We start from the raw sequence: 18,654 nt of genomic DNA, 5'->3' as shown, positions 1-18,654 counted from the left end.
TTTGGGGGCTCCGCGTGGGGGGGGGGGGGGGGGGGGGTTGGCGAAAGGGGGTGGTCGTCGGGGGAGAACCCCCCCCCAACCCCACCGGCCGTACTGGCCATTCAGTTGTCGTTCTGCTGCGGTGCCGCCGGTCCGGACTGAGTGGGCGGGCCCACCCTACGGGCCGGATCAGCGCAACGTACCGGCGCTCGCCGCGTGCCCTGCCGCCCGGCCTTCCGGACCGTCGGGCCCGGGTTCAGGTCCGTCCGGCGATGCGGCGATCCAGGCGCTCAGTTGTTCCGGCGTGGTCGCCGGATCCGCGACCAGGGTGGCGAGAGTGTCCTCGCGGAAGGTCGCGGTGCTCACGGCCGGACACCGGTGGCAGGCGGACACCCCTGCCTGCTGCCACCACTGGCACCGTCCGCGGAGGTGGCACCGTGGGACCGACCGCTCCTCGCGAGCCGAGGGCAGCGTCTGCACCCGCTCGACGAGCGTGCAGTCGTTGCCCCGCCGGTGCGCGCAGGCGGACACGCAGTGCGAGGCGAACCTCAGCACGCGGGTCGGTTCGATGCCCGCCGGGACCACGCCCAGCACCTCGGCGGCCGCGATCGGCCGGTCCAGGTACACGACCTGCCCGTCCTCACCGGACCGCACGCCGAGAACCTGCGACTCCGGCCGGTTCGCGGCCCCGCTCGGACACCAGGTGACCGGACCCTGGTCCGGACCCTTCTCGGAACCGTCGCGCCGCGCGACTCCCACGGTGCCCACCGCCGTCAGCTCTCGACCGACTCGGCGACCTTCTGGCCGACCGGGTCACCGAGCGTGCCCGCCAGGGTCGCCTCAAGGGCCACCGCCTTCGCCACTTGGGCGTGCAGTTCCTGTACGGAGCCGATCCGCTCGGCCGGGGCGGCGCTCGCGGGCGCCGCCGCCCCGACAGCTATCCCGACGGCGATCGCCGCCGCCGCGCCGCCTGCTGCCAGCCGGTTCTTCTTCATGGGCACTCCCGGTGCGAAGAGGCGCAGCCGCGGCCACTCCGCCGCTGTCCGCCGGAGACCGACGGTAGGACTCCGGCCCTTGGCGGGGCGGCAGTCACAAGCGGCAGTTCCACGTCCCACGAGCACGGCGCCGACACGGCGGCCCCGCCCGGGTGTCCCGGGCCGTCAGGCGCCCTCCGGCACCTGCCCCGCACCCGCCGGCGGTGGGTGCTCCTCCACGGGCGCCCAGCCTGAGTACGTACGGCCGAACGAACTGAGTACGTCGTCCGATGACCCGCCACTCCCCCGCCGCTGGAATGGGAACCATGATTCCTGACGCGTCCCGGCGCATGAGCATGCAGCACGTCACCCGCACCGGCACGGCCCTCGCCGCGACCCTGCTGCCCCTGGCGGTCGGCGTACTGCTGGCCAAGACGATGGCCGGCGACCCCTTGGCGCCGGTGAACGCGCTGATGACCAGCGGTGGGCATCGTGCACGCGTCTCCCCCTCGGAATGGAGGAGATGCGGCAGGACCGCGCTGTCCACGTGGAAGTCCGGGGCGAAGACCACCGGCAGTCCGGGCCGAGCCGGACGGCTTACGCCACTTGCCGTCAGGTGGGGAGGACGCCCGGGAACAGGCGGTTCGGCACGGCGGGGTGTGTGGTGGCCGGCCAGCAATGGCCCCGCATCGCCGCCGGGGGCATCCCGCCCAAGGGACTCGGTGCAGCCTGACATGGTGGCCGGCGCAGCCCCTGGTCGGTGAGGGCTACGCGGGGTGACCGTCGTCGTCCGTGCGGTCGGCCTGAGTCGAGAACTTGGAGAGGAACACGTCGAACCGGCCGTCGGGCCGCCGGGTCGTCGTCGCCCCGTCCTGCCAGATGCCGTTCTCGTCCCACCACTGGCTGCCGTGCGGGTCGCCCTGGTTCTGATGGATGTTGTGCATGCCGAGGCCTTGGCCGAACGGCTCCCCGAAGATCAAGACCGTCCGCCCGGCGACGAGGATGGGTTCGAGAGCCCGCGCTGCGTCCAGGTTGGTCCCGGCCGTCCACGGCCGGGGCGGATTCAGTCTGTCGAGCATCGCTTGCAGCCAGCCGGGCGGCCGTCGAACGAAGACGCAGCCCGGGCGGTTCACCAAGGCGGGGTGCCGGATGTAATCGAGAGCACCGGAACCGGAATTGCGGACCAGGTCCCGGTAGCCCGGCGCCATGGCGGCCACTGGACCGAGCGCCGACGCGTCCACGGTGAAGACCTTCCACTGGACGCCGGTGGCGGACTGCTTGCTGTCCACGTCGACGGCGCAACGGTATCGCCCAGCCGGCGCGTCGACTTCCAGGTTGACGTGGAACCAACGGCCCTGGGTGTCGGGTCTGTCGCGGAAATGACGGTGCAGCGTTCCGGCCAGCACACCGTAGTCGTCAAGCGGCATACGGTGCAGTCAATCACCGGCCGCTGCGGGAGGAACGAGGCTCGCGCAGGGAACGGTCCCTGACACTCGCATGCCGCTGTCGCCGTCGTACCGCTGCGGTCCTCGTGCCGCTGCGGTCCTCGTGCCGCTGCGGTCCTCGTGCGGCACGGAGACAGGAGTCACCGGAGTACGCAGGCGGCCGGCGCCGCACTGGTCGCGGACCCGGTCTCCGGTCGCCGGCCGACGTTCCGCTCGTACGCCGCCTGCGTCGGGCGCCAGCCCCGGACCTGGCGTGATCCGCTCGGACCGTCTGGTGTCAGAGGCGTGTGGGACAGTCTGCACATGCTTGAGATCACGGTGAAGACGGAGAACTGGGAACGGCACGTCCGCGTGTCCGTCGGGGAGCTGGCGGGGCTGGTCCGGCGCATCGGCGGTGACGGCGACCGCTTCCTCGTGGTGCAGCGGATACCCGACCTGCCCGACTTTTTCACCCAGGTGTGGCACGAGGCCGGTGGGGCCTACACGCTGGAGCACCGCGACGGCGCCGCCGACCGGCACTTCCAGGCGATGGTCGACAGCCCGGAGGCCGTGATCGCGGCCATGACCGGCTGGGCACGTCAGGAGGCCGGCTGGGAGGCCGGTGCGGACTGGGCTCCGCTGGACATGGGACCCACCCCCGAGGTGCCGCCGCTCGACATCGGCGAAGACCGGCGCGAGGAGTTGGAGCAGCGCGTCCGCGAGGTGCTGGTCGGCGGCTACGCCTCGCGCGCCGAACTGGCGGAGGTCGCTGAGGAGTACCTGGTCACGGAGAACCACCGCCCCGTTTCCCGCAAGCAGGCGGAGGCGCTGGCCGACCGGATGTGGCTGGAACGCGTCGCGGAACAGGCCACCTGGCAGGGCGAGACCGACCCTGAGCGACTCGCCCGCGCCTTCACCGAGCTGGAGGACGCCGGTATCACGGCCCGGGAGAACTTCGCTTGCTGCCGCTCCTGCGGCGACGCCGCGATCGGTGAGGAGAGCGCCCCCGATGCCCGCGGTTACGTCTACTTCCACAGCCAGTGCACCGACTCCGCCGCCACCGGCCACGGCCTGATGCTGCTGTTCGGCGGTTACGACGACTCGGAGGAGACCACCGCGGCGGTCGGGCGCGAAGTGGTGGCGGCACTCCAGGGTGTCGGCCTGCCCACCGCCTGGGACGGCACCCCGGGCCGGGCCGTGCACGTCACTCCGCTGGACTGGCGTCGGCGCCTGGTGGGCTGACCGGGGGGCGGCCAAGCGGCGGGCGGACGTCCAGTCGCGCGGCCGGGCACCGGCCGTGATGACGCGACACGGCGCGTGCTCCTTTGGGTCGCGGCAGCCGTGGCGTCTGCCGGTGAGGTGCGCTCCGACGTCCTCGCGCTCAGCGTGAGGTCACGCCGCCGTCCGGGCGAGTCGGTGCAACTCCTCGAGGGCGTCGCGGACGACGGTGTCCCGGTGCCACGTCAGCCACCGGCCCACCGCTTGCCCCGTGGCCTCCAGCGCCTGTATCTCCAGCCGGGTGAAGCCGGCCAGGGGACGCGCGTGATGGGAGGAGATGACTCCCCGTACCGACCGGCCGTCGCTGAGCGGCACGCTGTGACACGCGCGGCTGCCCGCCTCGAGAATCGTGCGGCGCGAGTCCTCGTCGAACACCTCGGCCGTGGCGACGTCGCGGACGGTCACTTGCTCCTGGTCCGCGGCCGCCTGCGAGCACGACGTCGTCGGTCCGTCGACGAACGCGAAGAAGTCGGTGAACGCCCTCGGATGACCCAGGTGCTTCTCCATGCGCAGCCCCGAGCGATCGGCCGACTGCACGTTGCCCATGTGCGTTCCGGCGATCGTCAGGACCCGTCTCAACGCCGCGCCCAGTACCGCACCCTGGTTGCCCACGGCGCCCTGCTCCACGTCTACGCCGCGCAGGGGCGGAGGCGGGGTGGGGACCCGACGCGGGAACCACAGGTGCGCGTCCCGATCGGGCCCGGGCACGCGGCTCAGGGCGTCAGCGAGCTGATGCAGCTTGACGTTGGCGCGCTGTGACGCGTTCCGCATGAGGACGAACGCCTCATCGAAGTCGCGCAGGTCGTAGCGCTCGACGAGTATCCCCTGGGCCAGCGCGATCGCCGGATGGGTACGCACCCGCGCGCGCAGATCCGCGTTCTGCCGGCGCAGGCGTTCCAACTCGGCGCGCAGCCCCTCGACGCTCTCCTCCGCCTGCTGGGCCGCCGACGTCCCGGCCGCCGTCCTCACGTACGGCACAACAGTGCTCTCCTGCGTCAAGCGCGGTCTCCTGGCTCGGACCCGGTGCCCGCAGTACGTACCGGAGCGGGTCACGCACGTGACACCACAAACAGGGCGACCCTTGTCACCCGCTCCACCGCGCTACGGGGTGCCTGCTTCCCAAGCACTCACCCGACCCTAACCACACCGCCCGCCCGGCGCGCCACCCCCACCGGCGCCGGTGGGACGGGGGGTGACGGGCATCACCGCGAACTCGGTCCGCCGTGTGGGTCGCTCGAGTGCGTGGTGTCATGCCGGTGTGTCACCGGCCTGGCCGCAATCACGGCAGCGGCACTGACCTGCTGTCTGCTCGCAGCCGCCGGCGACAGCGCCCCCGCGGTCGGCTCGGGCGTCGACGGCGATTTCGACAACGACGGTTACCGTGGCCTCGTGGCACGCCCGGCATCACCGCGGGCCGGTACGGCGTATCCACCATCGGCTGCTCGCTTTCGGCGCGCACCTGGCAGTCGTCTGCGAGCCTGCGCGCGTAAGCAGTGATGGGCGCCCACGACGTGGACGCCCGCTGCATTGAGCGGGTCAGGCCGACGCCGTGAAGGACGAACGGGCCTGGGCCGCTTCCTGAACGACGACCCGGCGGCGGCGAGTCGGCAGGCCGAGGGTCGGGTTGGCCACGCCCCAGGCGGCCCCCTTGCAGATCAACTCCTTGTAGAGGGCGGCGAGCCGACCGGTCAGGGCAGCGCTGACGGCTCGGTCGTCGGCGGTGACGTACTGAATCAGACCGTCCCTGCGCCCCAGCGAGATGCACTGGTTGAAGTAGCGGATCGGAATCTTCGGGAGCTTCCCACCGGTCAAGCGCGCCGCGATGGCGTCGGCAGCCTGCCACGCGGCGGGGGTGCCCGAGGCGCACGACATACGCAGCGGCTTGTCACCGGGGCCCATCGCCATGGCCGCGTCACCGACGGCGTACACGTCCGGGTGCGAGAGCGAGCGCATGGTCCCGTCGACCACGATCTGGCCGGTGTCGGTCACCTCCAGGGCGGTGGCCCGCGCGATCGGGTGGACCGCGAAGCCGGTGGTCCACACGGTGACCGCGGCCGGGACGGTCCTGCCGTCGGCAGTGGTGACGCCGTCGGCCTCGACGCCGGTGACGGCGGCGTGCTCGTACACCGTGATGCCGAGCTTGCCGAAGGCCTTCCGCAGGTGGCCGCGGCCCTTGTCCGAGAGCCAGTCGCCCAGACCGCCCCGGGCGGCGAGGGCGACATCGAGGTCCGGGCGGGCCGCGGCGATCTCGGTCGCCGCCTCCACACCGGTGAGTCCGCCGCCGACGACGACCACGGGCTGTCCGGCGTCCAGGCCGGCCAGACGCTCGCGCAGCCGGAGCGCTCCGGCCCGGCTCGCGATCTCGTAGGCGTGCTCCGCGCTGCCGGGCACGCCCTGGTCGTTCCAGCCGCTGCCGAGGGCGTAGACGAGGGTGTCGTACTCCAACTCCTCGGCGCTGCCGCTCGCGTCGGCGGCGGCGACAGTCCTGCGGTCGACGTCGACGCGGGTGACCCGCGCGAGCCGCAGCTCCACGCCGGTGGCACGGAACATCTCGTCGAAGGGCCGGGGCGTCAGATCCTGGCCGGCCGCGAGCTGGTGCATCCGGACGCGCTCGACGAAGTCGGGCTCCTCGTTGACGAGAGTGATGGCGACGTCGTCACGGTGCAGCCGCTTGGCGAGGCGGCCGGCCACGGTGGCTCCGGTGTATCCGGCGCCGAGGACGATGATGCGGTGCTGCATTTCCCTGCTCCTGTCTGCGCGGTCCGCCCTGTGTCTTGCGCGGATTCACCCCTTGAACCGGGCAGCCCGCCGTTTCCTGACAGGACCGCGATGTGAAGCAGCTCACACCGCGACCGGGACATCCGGAGTCGCGATCAGAACGCGTGGAACAGGGGTTCCCCGTGGTCGGCGGCTGCCCACATCTCGGTCGCCCGCTCGAGCTTGTCGGGGTTGACCTGGCTGCGGAAAGCGGCGATGCCCTCGGAGGTGACCTCCGGGCACATGACGCCGACGACCCGGCCGTCGAGTACCGCCACGACGGCGGGGCCGCCGTTGGCGCTCGTCACGTGGATGGCGGGCGAGCCGCCGACCAGGGCGCGCTTGGACTGCGCGGGCTTGAACAGGCCGCGCATGAACGTCGCGACCGCCACGGCGCCCTCGAACGCCCTGGCGCGGGCCGGGACCTTCCCGCCGCCGTCGCCGACCGCGACGGCATCGGCGGTGAGCAGCCGTACGAGCGGCTCCGTCCGCCCACTGGTGGCCGCCGCCAGGAACTCCTCGACGATCCGCCGGGCGGCGGCCTCGTCGATCTCGGTGCGGGTCTTGCCGTCCGCGATGTGCTTCTTGGCGCGGTGGAAGATCTGCTGGCCCGCGGCCTCGGAGAGGTCGAGGATTTCGGCGATCTCCCGATGCGTGTAGCCGAACGCCTCCCGCAGCACGTACACCGCACGCTCCTTGGGGGACAACCGCTCCATGAGGGTGAGGACCGCGTACGAGAGCGACTCGCGCTGCTCGAAGGTCTCGGCGGGGCCGAGCATCGGGTCCCCGCCGAGCAGCGGCTCGGGCAGCCACTGGCCCACATAGGACTCGCGCCGCGCGCGGGCCGATGTGAGCTGGTTCAGACACAGGTTGGTCAGCACCTTCGTCAACCAGGCCTCGGGGACCTCGATGCGGTCGACGTCAGCGGCCTGCCAGCGCAGAAACGTCTCCTGCACGGCGTCCTCGGCCTCGCTCACGGAGCCCAGCAGGCGGTAGGCGACGGCTTCCAGACGGGGCCTCGCGGCCTCGAACCGGTCCACGTCCTTCGTCGTCAGCGGCATGGACCGGATCCTAGCCGGGCGGCGTGGGAGACCGTCGGCGGGCAGGTGCCGAACCCGGGGCGTACGCTTGCGCCGTCGGCGGAGCAGCGTACGTCGCAGTCCCGTAACAGAAGGCCCCCGACCGTGGTTCCGGCGGCCCGGCAGATGTCTTCTGTCGACCATGAACCGAAGTCCCCGACACCTGGCCACCGCCTGCGTGGCCATGTCGCTCCTCGCAGGGTGCAGCGACAACCAGCACGGCGCCGGTGAACGCCGCCCGGCGGCCGGCCCCGCCGTCGTCACGCCCTCCGCGTCCGCGCCCGTCCCACGGGGCAAGGGCGGCGAGCTTCCCGACGACGTCAACGGCGACGGTTATCCCGACCTGCAGATCCCGGTCCGGTCCAACAGCCGGGTCGCTTTCGTGTACGGCTCGCGCGCCGGGCTGAAGCCGGAGGTACGGACGGTGCTGAGCCGCAGCGACTTCGGCTTCCCGGTGGCGCCGCGGATGCAGGACCCCGAGTACGTGGCGCCGGTGCCCACCGCGGATCTGGACGGGGACGGCTTCCCCGACTTCGTCGGCTCCGCCATCCGCGACCGAAGCCCGGCGGAACAGAAGCCCGCCATGGGGCCGGCGGGCGTCGACCCGTACATCGCCTGGGGCACCCCGGCCGGCCGCCCGGCGCCCGGCCGCAGGGCCACCCGGGTCACACTGCCGGAGGCGACCGGGCGCGACGAAACCGATCCGGTCGCAGGCGACTTCGACGGCGACGGCCACGCCGATCTCGCGCTGGAGTCCGGCCGCTCGGTGGCCCTGTTGTACGGCCCGTTCGACCGCTCGGGCCGGCCGGCCCGCACCGGAAGCCGTCCCCTCGCACCAGGGCAGGGGGGCCGGCTCATCGTCGACCGGATCGCGCCGGGCCGGGCCACCGGCCTGGTGGTGAAGTACGGCAACGACGGCGAGCAGAGCGGCTCCCTGTACTTTCCCGCCGGTCCGGGTGGCATCGCTGCCACCGGCCGGGAGCTGCGCGCCGGCAACGTCCTCGCCTTCGGCGACTTCGACGGCGACGGCAGCCGGGATCTCGCCGTCGCCGATGACGGCACCCGCCAGAACGAACCCGGTGCCTCGGTCACGCCGCCCTCGGTCAGCGAAATGGTCACCGTCCACTTCGGAGGCGGCTCGGAGACCATCGACTTCCGCGTACCCGGCAGTTGCGGCGTGGCCGCCGCCGACACCGATGGCGACGGCCGCGACGAGCTGGCCGTGGCCGCCAACCGGCTCACCAGGTTCGGTACCGGGCGGGTGCTGACAGAGGTGATCGGCCTCGACCGCTCCGGTGTGCAGACCCGGCGCGCGCTGCAACGCACCATGCCGGCCCGCGTCGACGGCGCGAAGGTGCGGAAACACCGCCGGTACGCCTGGCTGCACACGGGCACGGACCTCAACGCCGACGGCAAGGACGAGATCGTCCTCAACTGGGGCGCGGCCTCCTTCCTAACGCCCACCCACTGGTGGATCACCTCCGGCCGCCAGGACCTGGCCGTCTTCACCACGCTCCCCTACACCCAGGGACACTGACACAGGGGCCGTTGACGCCGGCGCCTTGAGGCCCGGTGACGACGAGGAGGAACGTACCGGCCGTCGCCACGCCCCTCGCGCCCTCGCTCTCGGCGCAGCACTGCGGGTCGTGCGCGCCCCGTCAGCCACGCCCGAGGGCATTGAGGCGGGCGGCCTGGCGGGTCAGGTAATCGCGCTCGGTGAGGTTGGGTGCCTTCCGGGCCGCGTCGGCGTACAGCCGTGCCGCCGTCTCCAGGTCGCCGTCCCGTTCGTGGAGGTACGCCGCCACCGCTGCGTAGCGGGGCAGCGAAGGATCCAGCGCCGTGAGCGCCGCCAGCCCGGCGCGCGGTCCGTCGGCCTCGCCGACGGCCACGGCGCGGTTGAGCCGGACGACCGGGCTGGTGGTCAGGCGGGCGAGCTCGTCGTACCACTCGACGATCTGCACCCAGTCGGTCTCCTCGGCGGTGGGCGCGTCGGCGTGGAGTGCCGCGACGGCGGCCTGGGCCTGGAACTCGCCCAGCCGGTCGCGGGCGAGGGCCGCCTGCAGGATGCGGACACCCTCGGCGATCGCATCCGTGTCCCACCGGCCGCGGTCCTGCTCGGCGAGCGGCACCAGGCTGCCGTCCGGCGCGGTCCGTGAGGCGCGCCGGGCGTGGTGGAGCAGCATGAGGGCGAGCAGCCCCGCCACCTCGGGGTGGTCGATCGCGGCCGCGAGCTGCCAGGTGAGCCGGATGGCCTCGGCGGCGAGGTCGACGTCGCCGGAGTAGCCCTCGTTGAAGACCAGGTAGAGGACGCGCAGCACGGTGGCGACGTCGCCGGGCTGGTCGAACCGCACACCGGAGACGGTGCGCTTGGCCCGGCTGATGCGCTGCGCCATGGTCGCTTCGGGCACCAGGTACGCCTGGGCGATCTGGCGGGTGGTGAGTCCGCCGACGGCGCGCAGCGTGAGCGCGACCGCGGACGACGGCGTGAGCGACGGGTGGGCGCACAGGAAGTAGAGCTGAAGTGTGTCGTCGACCGCCGGTGCGGGCCCGGGGGCCGGTTCCTCGTCGACGAGGTCCTCGCGCCGGCGCCGGGCGGCGTCCGCACGGGTCGCGTCGAGGAACCGCCGCCAGGCCACGGTGACCAGCCAGCCCTTGGGGTCTCGAATGGGGTCTCCCCTGCTCGGGCGAAGCCGAGAGCTCGGGGAAGGATCGGCCGGCCAGACGCGGAGCGCCTCGACCAGCGCGTCCTGTACGGCGTCCTCGGCCGCCGCGAAGTCTGCTCCGCGGCGGACGAGGATACCGAGCACTCCCGGCACGAGGCTCCGGAGCAGCGCCTCGTTCATCGCAGAGGTCACTCCGAGATGGTGGGCGGCGCGGCGAGGAACGGGCGCACTTCGAGCCACTCGTGGATCGGCTTCCCGCCCGCCCCCGGCGCGGCCGACAGCTCTCCGGCGAGCTCGACGGCGCGCTCGTAGCTGTCGACGTCGATCACCATCCAGCCGGCGATGAGGTCCTTGGTCTCGGCGAACGGCCCGTCGGTGACCGGGGGCCGCCCTTCACCGTCGTACCGGACGAACGTCCCCTCGGGGGCGAGGGCCTGCCCGTCGACGAACTCGCCGGTCTCCTCGAGCCGGGCCGCGAAGTCGCCCATGTACGTGACGTGCGCCGCGATCTCCTCCGGCGTCCACTTCTCCATGGGCACGTCGTTGACCGGAGCCGGAGCGCCGCGGTAGTGCTTCAGCAGCAGGTACTTGGCCATCGTGTTTCTCCTCGGTGCTGGTGCGACCCATTGTGGTCGCGTTCACCCCGGGGACGGAGCCGGCCACGCGTTCTCGACATCCTCGCCGAAAGTTTTCTGGCTGCCGAAGGCCGAAGATGTTCTCAGGCGGGTCGCCGCCCGGTGGCCGGGTTCGTGGAGCGGCGCGAAACCACACGCAACGTGCTCGTTCCGCCGACCCTCAGCCGAACTGGCAGGCGGAGGAGCCACCCGTCCCGCGTGTGCGGAACGGGCGGCTCCGGGCGGGGCTCAGTAGAGCTTGTTGACAGCCGTCACCGTGGTCGCCCTGAAGTCCGTGACCTGCGCGTGTGCGAAAGTCCCCATTTGCGCCCACCGGACATACGTCACGGTCCTGCCGTCCCGGCCCACCGAGAACAGGCTGACGTCGGAGGAACCCCAGTCGCTGACGGTGTGCAGGCCATGGACAGTGGCGCCCTCCTCGACGTTGATCTTGCCGTAGCTCTTCTGCGTCGCTGTGATGTCGGGGTTCTCTGCCATGAGCCGTTCGGCACAGTCGGCGATCTTCCGGCGCAGCAGGGCGGCGAACGCCTTCGCCCGCTGCTCGTCGCGCTCGACCACAGTGACCTGCGACCCGTTGGTGTCGTACTCGGTCCAGAACTCACGGTGGCTGGAGATGGACGGCAGCGCCTCACCGACGCAGACCGGCGCGTGCTCGGGCTGCCCGGCGGTGACCGGGCCGGCGTACCACGGTGAGGTCGGGTGGGGCGGCAGTTCCTTCGGCTCCAGGAACTGGGGAGAGCTCGCCGCCGTCGCCGGGGCGGCGGCGAGCGTGACTGCGGTCGCGGCGGCCAGCGCGGCCAGCACGAGTCGGGTACCGCGGGTGCGGACGTTCATGATTCCCCCATGCGTTGCTGTCGAGACGACCGGATGCGAGGACGGGACTCAGTCGTGCTGCCCGCCGACCGCTGACGGCCATTACACCTTGTACGACCCGCTAAGGGGCTCTTCCGTTGCCCTGCTCCGTTGCTACAGCTACGTCACGAATGTCACCGGCCGGCAACGGCGCGCCCCATGACCGATCGCCCCATACGAGAGGCCAAGCCGGCCTTGGGCAAGGTGCGTTGTGCGGATCGTCGGACGGACCGCGTCGACGTAGCCGACACCGCGCTGACCGGACGACATCCCAAGGGCCTGTCCGGCGGATCTTGCCGGACAGGCCCTTGGCCCCGATGACGGATCAGCGCTTGAGCGTGAAGGTGAAGTCGCCGGAGAGCTTGCCGCTCAGCCGGACTGCCGATACGAGTTTCCCTTCCGTGATCAGACGCTCGACCTCAACCCGCGGAAGACCGCAACCTTCAGCGACGAGTCGCACCGGCCGGACAGGAATCCGCGCCGCGAAGCGGACCGAGACGTCGAACACCTCGCGGTCCAGGTGATCCGACCCGCCGGTGTCGAGGCGCCAGGCGTTGTCCCAGTCGAGGGCGATGCGATTACGGTGCCGCACGACCGGATCTGAAGGGCTTCGCCCGTCGTCACGGCGGCGGGTCCGCGTCGTCGTAGACAAGCAGGCCGTCGTCGCGAAGGCGCACGCCCGGCGTCGGGTGGTGAGCTGCAAGGCGTCCGTCCTGCATGAGGTGGTGAACGAGCGTCCCGCGGGCCAGGACGGCGAAGTCGGCGATCAGGCGCCGGTGACATCGCCACCACACCGCTTCGCTGCACATCACCGCGGTGCGGTCCTGCCACGCTTGCTGGGTGAGCGCCTCCATGGCCGCGACGAACTCCGGGCTGCGGGTGTGTGCCGCGTACCCCCGGAAGGACTCGTTGCGCCATACCGTGTCGGGCGAGCCGGGCGGTGCCTTGCGGAATCCCCCCAGGCGCGGCTCCCAGCGGTAGGCGAGGCCCTCTTCAGGCATCCACTGTGCGAGCCGCTGCCGCAACAGATCCGGGTCTCGGCGGCTGCCGGGAGCGGTCCTGACATCGACAACGGCGGTGACGTCGGCTGCCCGGAGGAGCTGGGCGAGCGTCTCCCGGCCTGCGGTGCTGTGGCCGAAGGTGATCAGCTCGATCTGTGGCGTCGGGAAGACGTCTGGGCGTTCGGCCCGGTCATGGTCCATGTATCGAGTGCAGCAGTTCCCCGTCAGGACGGCAGCGCGACTCGGCCCGCCTTGGCCGGCGGGTCAGCGAGGCGGGCCAGATCGACACCGCGCGCTCGTCAGCTCGTCGACGGCGTGCGGAGCCGCCGCACGTCCCGCACGAGCGTGTACAAGGCACTGAAGAACAGGGCAGCCCCGGCCCCCAACCAGACAGCCGATGCCCCGGAGCGGTACTCCCTGACGGCCAGGGCGAGCAGCAACACGCAGGTAAGGAGATGCAAGACCGAGATCAGAGTGCCGATACGGTCCGTCATTTTCATGGTCACAAGGACATCCTCGATGACGGCCTTGCCCGGCGGAAGTGATACGCGAACCCTTTGGCCAGGCGGGGCCCGTCCCTGGGCAAGCAACGGCTCCGTAGGCCGCCCGCTCGACCGGACGCGACCGCCTCTTCCGTCGTTCTCTGGCAGACCAGTCTCACCAGCCGTCCGGCGTGTGAGCTTCAGAACAGAGTCTTGCTGATCGCCGTGGACGTCCGCATATGCTCCCCGCGGCGGGCAGGCTCAGGTGGGGCCGGGTGGGGCCGCCCACGATGGAGCGTGATTCCCATGAGTCAGCAGCATGTACACGTGCGTGTACGCGGCGATGTGTCGGTGTCGGACGACGGCGAGCTGATCGAGGAGTACGCCTGCCGGTGCGGTGCGACGTGGACGAAGAAGTACGACGCTGCGCACCCCGGGCCGGAGTGACAACCCTCGCCGCACTCTTCCAGGGCGCGGGCCTCGTGGGCTGACCCGTGGGAAAATGGGTGAAGGGGATCCGGCCAGGGAGGCTCAGATGGCAGCCACGGTAAAGCCCACCGAAGGCGCCGGTCCGCGAGGCGTGGTGCTGGCGCCGATCGAAGGAGACCGCGCGCGGCTGACCCTGTCCGGAGAGATCACCGGCCCGCTCGCCCGGCAGATCGAGAGCTGCCTCATGACGGGCGAGGTGCAGCGGGTGCGCGAGTGGGTGCTCGACGTGCGCGGTGTCGAGAAGCTCGATCTGATCTGCGCCTTCGCCCTCGTCAGACCGCTTCTGTACACCTCCCCGCCTGCGCGGATCGAGGTGCTGGGCGCCACGGACGACATCCGTCGGACGTTGCGCCAGACCGGCGCCGAGGGCCTCGCATACAGCGACGACGAGCGCTGACTGCTGCCCGCTTGTCCTTCGCGCCCGATATCGGGGCCAGCGGCTCCCGCGCGCTCAGCGCCTCCTCAGCATCAGGTCAGGCAGAGCCGTACGACGATGTCCGCTGCTCCAGGGCGCGTTCCCCGGGCACCACGCCGACGTCGGCTCTTCCTTCACCACAGGTTGCCTCCAGTGCAGGCAGAAAACATGAGTGCCCTCTTGTCAATTTCCTGGGGCGAGATATACGAGTGTCGTCGGAAGCCGAAGCCACGTGCCGAACGTCGCAGAGGAGGCGGTGGCGATGCTGCTGCGTACCGACCCCTTCCGTGAGCTGGACCGATTCGCCCACGCAACGGCGCGACCTCATCCGCCACCGCTTTCCCGATGGACGCCTGGCGCGAGGACGGCTCCCTGTGGGTGCACTTCGACCTGCCCGGTGAGCGACGTGTCCGGCTGATCGTCCGTTTCCTCCGCCCCGGGGGGTGAAGGGCGGCTTCGGCGCGCGGGTGGGGCGCTGTGCGGCGCTCCACCGTGGCGCGCCTTCGTGCCCGCAGCCGGTCGGCGCGGTACCTGTTGTGTCGGTGCAGCCGCCCCGGGGGCGTGCCGGCCGGCGTCGGGGAAGGGCGGAATCGTGACGGAGGTTTCAACGGAACAGGTCTTCGGTGCGCCCTGCTGGGTGAGCCTGATGGCCCGGGACCTCGAGGCGTCGCAGCGTTTCTACGGAAGCCTGCTCGGCTGGAGCTTCCGGCCGGGCCAGGTCGGTGACGGTCTGTCGGTGGCCGAACTGGACGGCGTGCCGGTCGCGGGGATCGGCGCGTCGGCCGGGGTACTGGCGGCGCCGTCGGCCTGGACGCCCTACTTCGCCGTCCGGAGCGCAGACGCGGCCGCGGCCCGGATCCGGGAGCGCGGCGGCACGGTCGCCGTAGGTCCGGTCTCCTTCGAGACGGGTGGCCGGGGAGCTCTCGCAGCCGACCGTGACGGTGCCTCGTTCGGGGTGTGGCAGGGGTTCGTGTTCTCGGGCTGGAGGATCGGGGAGCATCAGGCGCCGGCGTGGCTCGAACTGCGCACCCGCAACGCGTTCGACGCGGCGATCTTCTACGGCGAGGTCCTGGAGTGGGCCACCGGCCGGTCCCGCTGCTGCGAGGTCTCGTACGAGGAGGACCGGGTCGTGCTGCGGAGCAACGGCGAACCCGTGGCGCGCTTGAACAGCGGGCCGGTGGAAGTCGCCTCGCTCAGGCCGCAGACCCGCCCGCGTTGGTACGTCTACTTCCGTGTTCCCGAGCTCGAGCCGGCCGTCGAGGCGGCCACTGCGCTGGGCGGAAGCATCGTTTCGGAGGTCACTTCGAGTGCCACCGAACGCTGGACGACGCTGCGCGACCCGGACGGAGCCCTGTTCACCCTCACGGCCGGCACTGGAGAGGCACCCCCTGTGCCGCAGTGAGACCAGGTGCGGGCGGGGCAACCGGGCGGCACACGCCACATCACCTCGCCGCCGGGCCGGTCGGGTACCTGCACAGCACCGGTTGGCCCACTCGGCGCCGGCCGCCGGTGGCGCCGGCCGACACTTGCGTACATCACAGGACCGAGACATCGACCGGCAGCACCTCGTCAGGGGGCCCCGGGTGCCCTCCTCCCGGTCGCCGCACCGCCATCGGCGGCGTACTGACCGTGAGGGTGGGAATTGCAGCGGCGGACGGTGGTCGGCGGGAGTGGCAGGCGGACCGTTCCGGCAGCCGAACACGTCGGTACGCGTCGGGCCTGACCGGGGGTCTTCGCCGCGGTCCTGGTCGGCCGCCGACATGGTGGGCGTGCGGTCAGTCGGTGGACAGCGCTTCCACGAGGTCACCGACCTTGGGGTCGGGCAGAGCGCGTGCGACATCCGCCTGTGCCACCATGCCCACGAGGTCGTGCCCGTCGATCACCGGCAGACGGCGCACCTTGTGCTCCGTCATGGTGCGCAGGATCTCCTCGGCTTCGTCGTCCGCGCCGATGGTCACCGCCTCGCCCTGCGCCAACTCCCCCGCCGTACAGGTGGCGGGGTCCTTGCCGGCGCCGAGGACCTTCACCACGATGTCCCGGTCGGTCAGCATGCCCTTGAGCTTGTTGTCCGTGCCACAGATCGGCAGGGCGCCCACACCGAGATCCTTCATCTTGCGGGCGGCGTCCAGAACACTGTCGTCCGCACCGACGCACTCGGTCCCGCCGGTCATGATCTCTCGCGCCTTCGTCATCGCGCAGCTCCTTCTCACGTGCGACGCCGTACGCCATGGTGGCGACGGCAACTGGATCGACCTGCCCAGAGTTCCCCGACTCGCAGGCCCATAACTGCGCGGCGCGCGATCCATCCGAAACTCGGCTCACGATGGGCGGTTTCCGGCCTCGCCGGCCTTGAGACCCAGTCGGTCGAGCAGAACCCGCACGGCGGCCGGTTCCAGGTCGCCGTACAGGTCGTGGTAGCCCGCCCGCAGGCCCTTGAACAGCGCGTCGTGCAGGGCGGGGAGGCGTGCAGCGGTGCCGTACGCCGCCTCCTTCACGGCCAGGGCACCGGACCCGAACAGTCCAGAACCCGACGGGCTCGGTGGAGCAGGGCGGCCGACGGTTCGGCCACGATTCGGTCGATGTCGTTGCCGAGCACTTCGGCGAGGCCGTCGCGGCAGTGCTGTGGTCCTCGAACCAGTCGACCCACAGCGAGTAGGTGAGCGCCTCGGCGTCGCTGTCGGCCTCCAACCGCCGACGGCAGCCGTCCCACAACACGTCGGCGGGCAGGGGCCCCTGCTCTCGTCCGCGAACCGGATCTCGCACGTGATCCAGTATTCGTCGAGGAGGTCCAGCAGCCCGAAAGCCAGTCGTACCTGGTCGGCCGCGTCCACGTCTTCGGCGAACACGTCGCCGCCCAGGGAATGCGCCACTTGGTTCGCCGTCAGCAGTCGGCCCGGCGCATCGGCGCCCACCCACCTGTCGCGCACCTGCCGCACGCCCTGATCAGCCAGCCACCGTCGTGCCATGTCCATGGCGTTCACATCCACGCGAGGAGTACGGCAACGCCCTTTCCCCGGCATGGGTGTGCCCGAAGGGGGCCACCGCAAGGGAACCTGCAGCAGCTGGCCCTAAGCTCGCAGGCGTCGGAGAGGATGAGGGCCGGCAAGGGAAGCGGCGAGGGGCAGCCATCATGTGCAGATCTGCGCGAACCAGGCACCGGGGCAGAGTCGCGGCTGCTGTCGTGCTGGCGTCCGTGCTCACGGCTGCGGCGTGTGGCACGGACTCCGAGCCTGCCGGATCCCGCGGTTCCGGCTCCGCCGACGCGGCGGATCCCGGCAGCGAGAACGCTCCCCCGAAGGCTCCTGCGGGCGCCCTCACCTGGGAGTTCGAGTACATCGCGGACTTCAGTGGCAAGTTCGCCGACATCGCCGCCCTCGCCGCGGACGACATCTGGGCGGTCGGGACGGGGATCAACGGCGAGGCCGACGCCCACTTGGTGCACTTCGACGGTACGCGGTGGAAGCGCGAGCCACTGCCCGCTGCTCTCGGCTCCACCGACTACCCGCCCGTACTCGAAGAGGTCGGAGAGAAAACTCTGTGGTTGCGGGCGCAGACCTCGGAGGACGGCACCGCTGCGAACTCCTGGGCGCGGTGGGACGGCGCCCGCTGGTCCACGGTGCCGAATCCCCCGCCGGGCCAGGTCGGGGATGTGGAGGCCGCGGGCCCGGACGACATCTGGGCGCTCGCGGGCGAACAGTCCGCCCTGCACTGGGACGGCACGCGCTGGACCACGACCCGCCTGCCGTACCGCGCCTCCGACCTCGCCGTGGTCGCAACGGACGACGTCTGGGCGGTCGGCAGCCGCTCCACCGGCCCGGGCACCGAACTGGGGTACGGCGAGCGGTACAGCCAGCCCGCCTCGATGCACTGGGACGGCACGTCCTGGAAGTCGGTGGAGACCCCACAGGCCCGCTTCGACGAGCCGATCCCGCCGGAGCCCAGCGCCGGCCTCGGCCAGGTCTTCGCGCTCGACAGCGGAGAGGTGCGCGCGTACGGCACCAACACCTTCAACCACGGCGAGGTCGAGAACGAACCCACCGACGAATTCCTCCAGCTGCGCTGGGACGGCTCGAAGTGGGTCGAGCTGGAGGCCGCGCCCGCCGGGTGCACTCTGCGGACCCCCGAGGGGCAGGACGACGAGGGTCTGTTCCTCAACGGCAACTGGTACCTGACCGACGACGGCCGGTGCGTGAAGATCAAGCGTCATCGCCTGCCCACGTCGACCGGTGCCCGCAAGGGGTCGAACCAGTCGCTGTGGCTGGAGGAGATCCACCGCGTGCCCGGCACCGACGAGTGGCTGGGGGCCGGGCACGTCCAGGTCAACCAGTCCGGCAGTCCCTTCGGCGCTCCCGCCGTCGTCCGCCTGAAGCGCGGGGGCTGACCTCTGCCTCGGAGTTGCCTGCGAGCGGACCCCACGACTGGGCGCCCCTTACGCGCTCCTGAGCCACGTCACGTCCCACGAGCTGCGACGGGGCAGAGGCGTTGCACGCGAAACGGGGAGGAGAACAGGGCGAGGAACCCCTCACAGCACCGGTGCGAAGCGGGGACGCGCGAGCGGTCACCGCGACGCCCGCCGGGCCGGCGCGCCGGCCTCCTCACGCGGCCCCGACACCACGGCGACCACTC

At 71.5% G+C, this 18,654-nt stretch carries 19 protein-coding genes and 1 pseudogene; 6 read left to right on the top strand and 14 right to left on the bottom strand.

What is annotated here, in order from left to right; all coding sequences use genetic code 11:
• Positions 1-168: 168 nt before the first annotated feature.
• The 3 genes from AC07FK_RS28355 to AC07FK_RS28345 form a co-directional block, all read right to left on the bottom strand.
• Positions 169-747, bottom strand: a complete 579-nt coding sequence (locus AC07FK_RS28355; protein WP_479107792.1) for a hypothetical protein — start codon at positions 745-747, stop codon at positions 169-171.
• 5 nt (positions 748-752) lie between these two features.
• Positions 753-974, bottom strand: coding sequence for a hypothetical protein (locus AC07FK_RS28350; RefSeq protein ID WP_479107791.1), 222 nt, complete (start codon positions 972-974; stop codon positions 753-755).
• 746 nt (positions 975-1,720) lie between these two features.
• Entirely contained in the window at positions 1,721-2,380 is a 660-nt protein-coding gene (locus AC07FK_RS28345; protein WP_479107790.1) for a DUF2278 family protein, read from the bottom strand.
• 321 nt (positions 2,381-2,701) lie between these two features.
• Here AC07FK_RS28345 and AC07FK_RS28340 point away from each other — a divergent pair, with 321 nt between their 5' ends.
• Positions 2,702-3,619, top strand: coding sequence for a DUF6891 domain-containing protein (locus tag AC07FK_RS28340; protein WP_479107789.1), 918 nt, complete (start codon positions 2,702-2,704; stop codon positions 3,617-3,619).
• 150 nt (positions 3,620-3,769) lie between these two features.
• Here the strand turns inward: AC07FK_RS28340 and AC07FK_RS28335 are convergent, their stop codons facing one another.
• The 3 genes from AC07FK_RS28335 to AC07FK_RS28325 all read right to left on the bottom strand — a co-directional run bounded on the left by AC07FK_RS28335 (position 3,770) and on the right by AC07FK_RS28325 (position 7,473).
• Positions 3,770-4,654 carry a GAF domain-containing protein gene (locus AC07FK_RS28335; protein ID WP_479107788.1) on the bottom strand — a complete coding sequence of 295 codons (885 nt, stop codon included), beginning with the start codon at positions 4,652-4,654 and terminating at the stop codon, positions 3,770-3,772.
• 537 nt (positions 4,655-5,191) lie between these two features.
• Complete coding sequence (locus AC07FK_RS28330) at positions 5,192-6,394, bottom strand: NAD(P)/FAD-dependent oxidoreductase (RefSeq protein WP_479107787.1); 1,203 nt, start codon at positions 6,392-6,394, stop codon at positions 5,192-5,194.
• 134 nt (positions 6,395-6,528) lie between these two features.
• Entirely contained in the window at positions 6,529-7,473 is a 945-nt protein-coding gene (locus AC07FK_RS28325; protein ID WP_479107786.1) for an RNA polymerase sigma-70 factor, read from the bottom strand.
• A gap of 160 nt (positions 7,474-7,633) precedes the next feature.
• On the opposite strand from AC07FK_RS28325, the gene AC07FK_RS28320 reads away from it, so the two are divergent.
• On the top strand, positions 7,634-9,028 hold the full coding sequence (locus AC07FK_RS28320) for an FG-GAP repeat domain-containing protein (RefSeq protein WP_479107785.1): 1,395 nt from the start codon (positions 7,634-7,636) through the stop codon (positions 9,026-9,028).
• 121 nt (positions 9,029-9,149) lie between these two features.
• Here the strand turns inward: AC07FK_RS28320 and AC07FK_RS28315 are convergent, their stop codons facing one another.
• The 6 genes and pseudogenes from AC07FK_RS28315 to AC07FK_RS28290 all read right to left on the bottom strand — a co-directional run bounded on the left by AC07FK_RS28315 (position 9,150) and on the right by AC07FK_RS28290 (position 13,142).
• Entirely contained in the window at positions 9,150-10,334 is a 1,185-nt protein-coding gene (locus AC07FK_RS28315; protein ID WP_479107823.1) for an RNA polymerase sigma factor, read from the bottom strand.
• A gap of 8 nt (positions 10,335-10,342) precedes the next feature.
• A complete protein-coding gene (locus AC07FK_RS28310) occupies positions 10,343-10,750 on the bottom strand; it encodes a YciI family protein (protein ID WP_479107784.1) in 408 nt (135 codons plus the stop codon).
• 267 nt (positions 10,751-11,017) lie between these two features.
• Positions 11,018-11,623 carry a hypothetical protein gene (locus AC07FK_RS28305; RefSeq protein ID WP_479107783.1) on the bottom strand — a complete coding sequence of 202 codons (606 nt, stop codon included), beginning with the start codon at positions 11,621-11,623 and terminating at the stop codon, positions 11,018-11,020.
• A gap of 343 nt (positions 11,624-11,966) precedes the next feature.
• A pseudogene (locus tag AC07FK_RS28300) lies at positions 11,967-12,242 on the bottom strand (DUF1062 domain-containing protein); the annotation flags it as partial.
• Positions 12,243-12,261: 19 nt separating this feature from the next.
• Positions 12,262-12,843 (bottom strand): DUF488 domain-containing protein, encoded by a 582-nt coding sequence (locus AC07FK_RS28295; RefSeq protein ID WP_479107782.1) that lies wholly within the window; start codon positions 12,841-12,843, stop codon positions 12,262-12,264.
• Positions 12,844-12,941: 98 nt separating this feature from the next.
• Complete coding sequence (locus AC07FK_RS28290; protein WP_479107822.1) at positions 12,942-13,142, bottom strand: hypothetical protein; 201 nt, start codon at positions 13,140-13,142, stop codon at positions 12,942-12,944.
• A 288-nt stretch (positions 13,143-13,430) separates the two neighbouring features.
• Between AC07FK_RS28290 and AC07FK_RS28285 the strand changes: the two genes are divergently transcribed.
• From AC07FK_RS28285 to AC07FK_RS28275, 3 genes are all read left to right on the top strand, one after another.
• Positions 13,431-13,571 carry a hypothetical protein gene (locus AC07FK_RS28285; RefSeq protein WP_479107781.1) on the top strand — a complete coding sequence of 47 codons (141 nt, stop codon included), beginning with the start codon at positions 13,431-13,433 and terminating at the stop codon, positions 13,569-13,571.
• Between the two features lie 88 nt (positions 13,572-13,659).
• Complete coding sequence (locus AC07FK_RS28280; RefSeq protein WP_479107780.1) at positions 13,660-14,010, top strand: STAS domain-containing protein; 351 nt, start codon at positions 13,660-13,662, stop codon at positions 14,008-14,010.
• A gap of 664 nt (positions 14,011-14,674) precedes the next feature.
• Positions 14,675-15,430 carry a VOC family protein gene (locus tag AC07FK_RS28275; protein WP_479107821.1) on the top strand — a complete coding sequence of 252 codons (756 nt, stop codon included), beginning with the start codon at positions 14,675-14,677 and terminating at the stop codon, positions 15,428-15,430.
• Between the two features lie 373 nt (positions 15,431-15,803).
• On the opposite strand, the gene AC07FK_RS28270 is transcribed toward AC07FK_RS28275, so the two are convergent.
• Together AC07FK_RS28270 and AC07FK_RS28265 are read right to left on the bottom strand one after the other, a co-directional pair.
• Positions 15,804-16,220, bottom strand: a complete 417-nt coding sequence (locus AC07FK_RS28270; RefSeq protein ID WP_479107779.1) for a CBS domain-containing protein — start codon at positions 16,218-16,220, stop codon at positions 15,804-15,806.
• A gap of 126 nt (positions 16,221-16,346) precedes the next feature.
• On the bottom strand, positions 16,347-16,523 hold the full coding sequence (locus tag AC07FK_RS28265) for a hypothetical protein (protein ID WP_479107778.1): 177 nt from the start codon (positions 16,521-16,523) through the stop codon (positions 16,347-16,349).
• 686 nt (positions 16,524-17,209) lie between these two features.
• Between AC07FK_RS28265 and AC07FK_RS28260 the strand changes: the two genes are divergently transcribed.
• Positions 17,210-18,409 (top strand): hypothetical protein, encoded by a 1,200-nt coding sequence (locus AC07FK_RS28260; RefSeq protein WP_479107777.1) that lies wholly within the window; start codon positions 17,210-17,212, stop codon positions 18,407-18,409.
• Positions 18,410-18,654 lie beyond the last annotated feature (245 nt).

Source organism: Streptomyces sp. NPDC046122 (assembly GCF_056429965.1).
The sequence above is the reverse complement of the archived record's forward strand: the minus strand, read 5'-3'. Positions and strand labels throughout refer to the sequence as shown.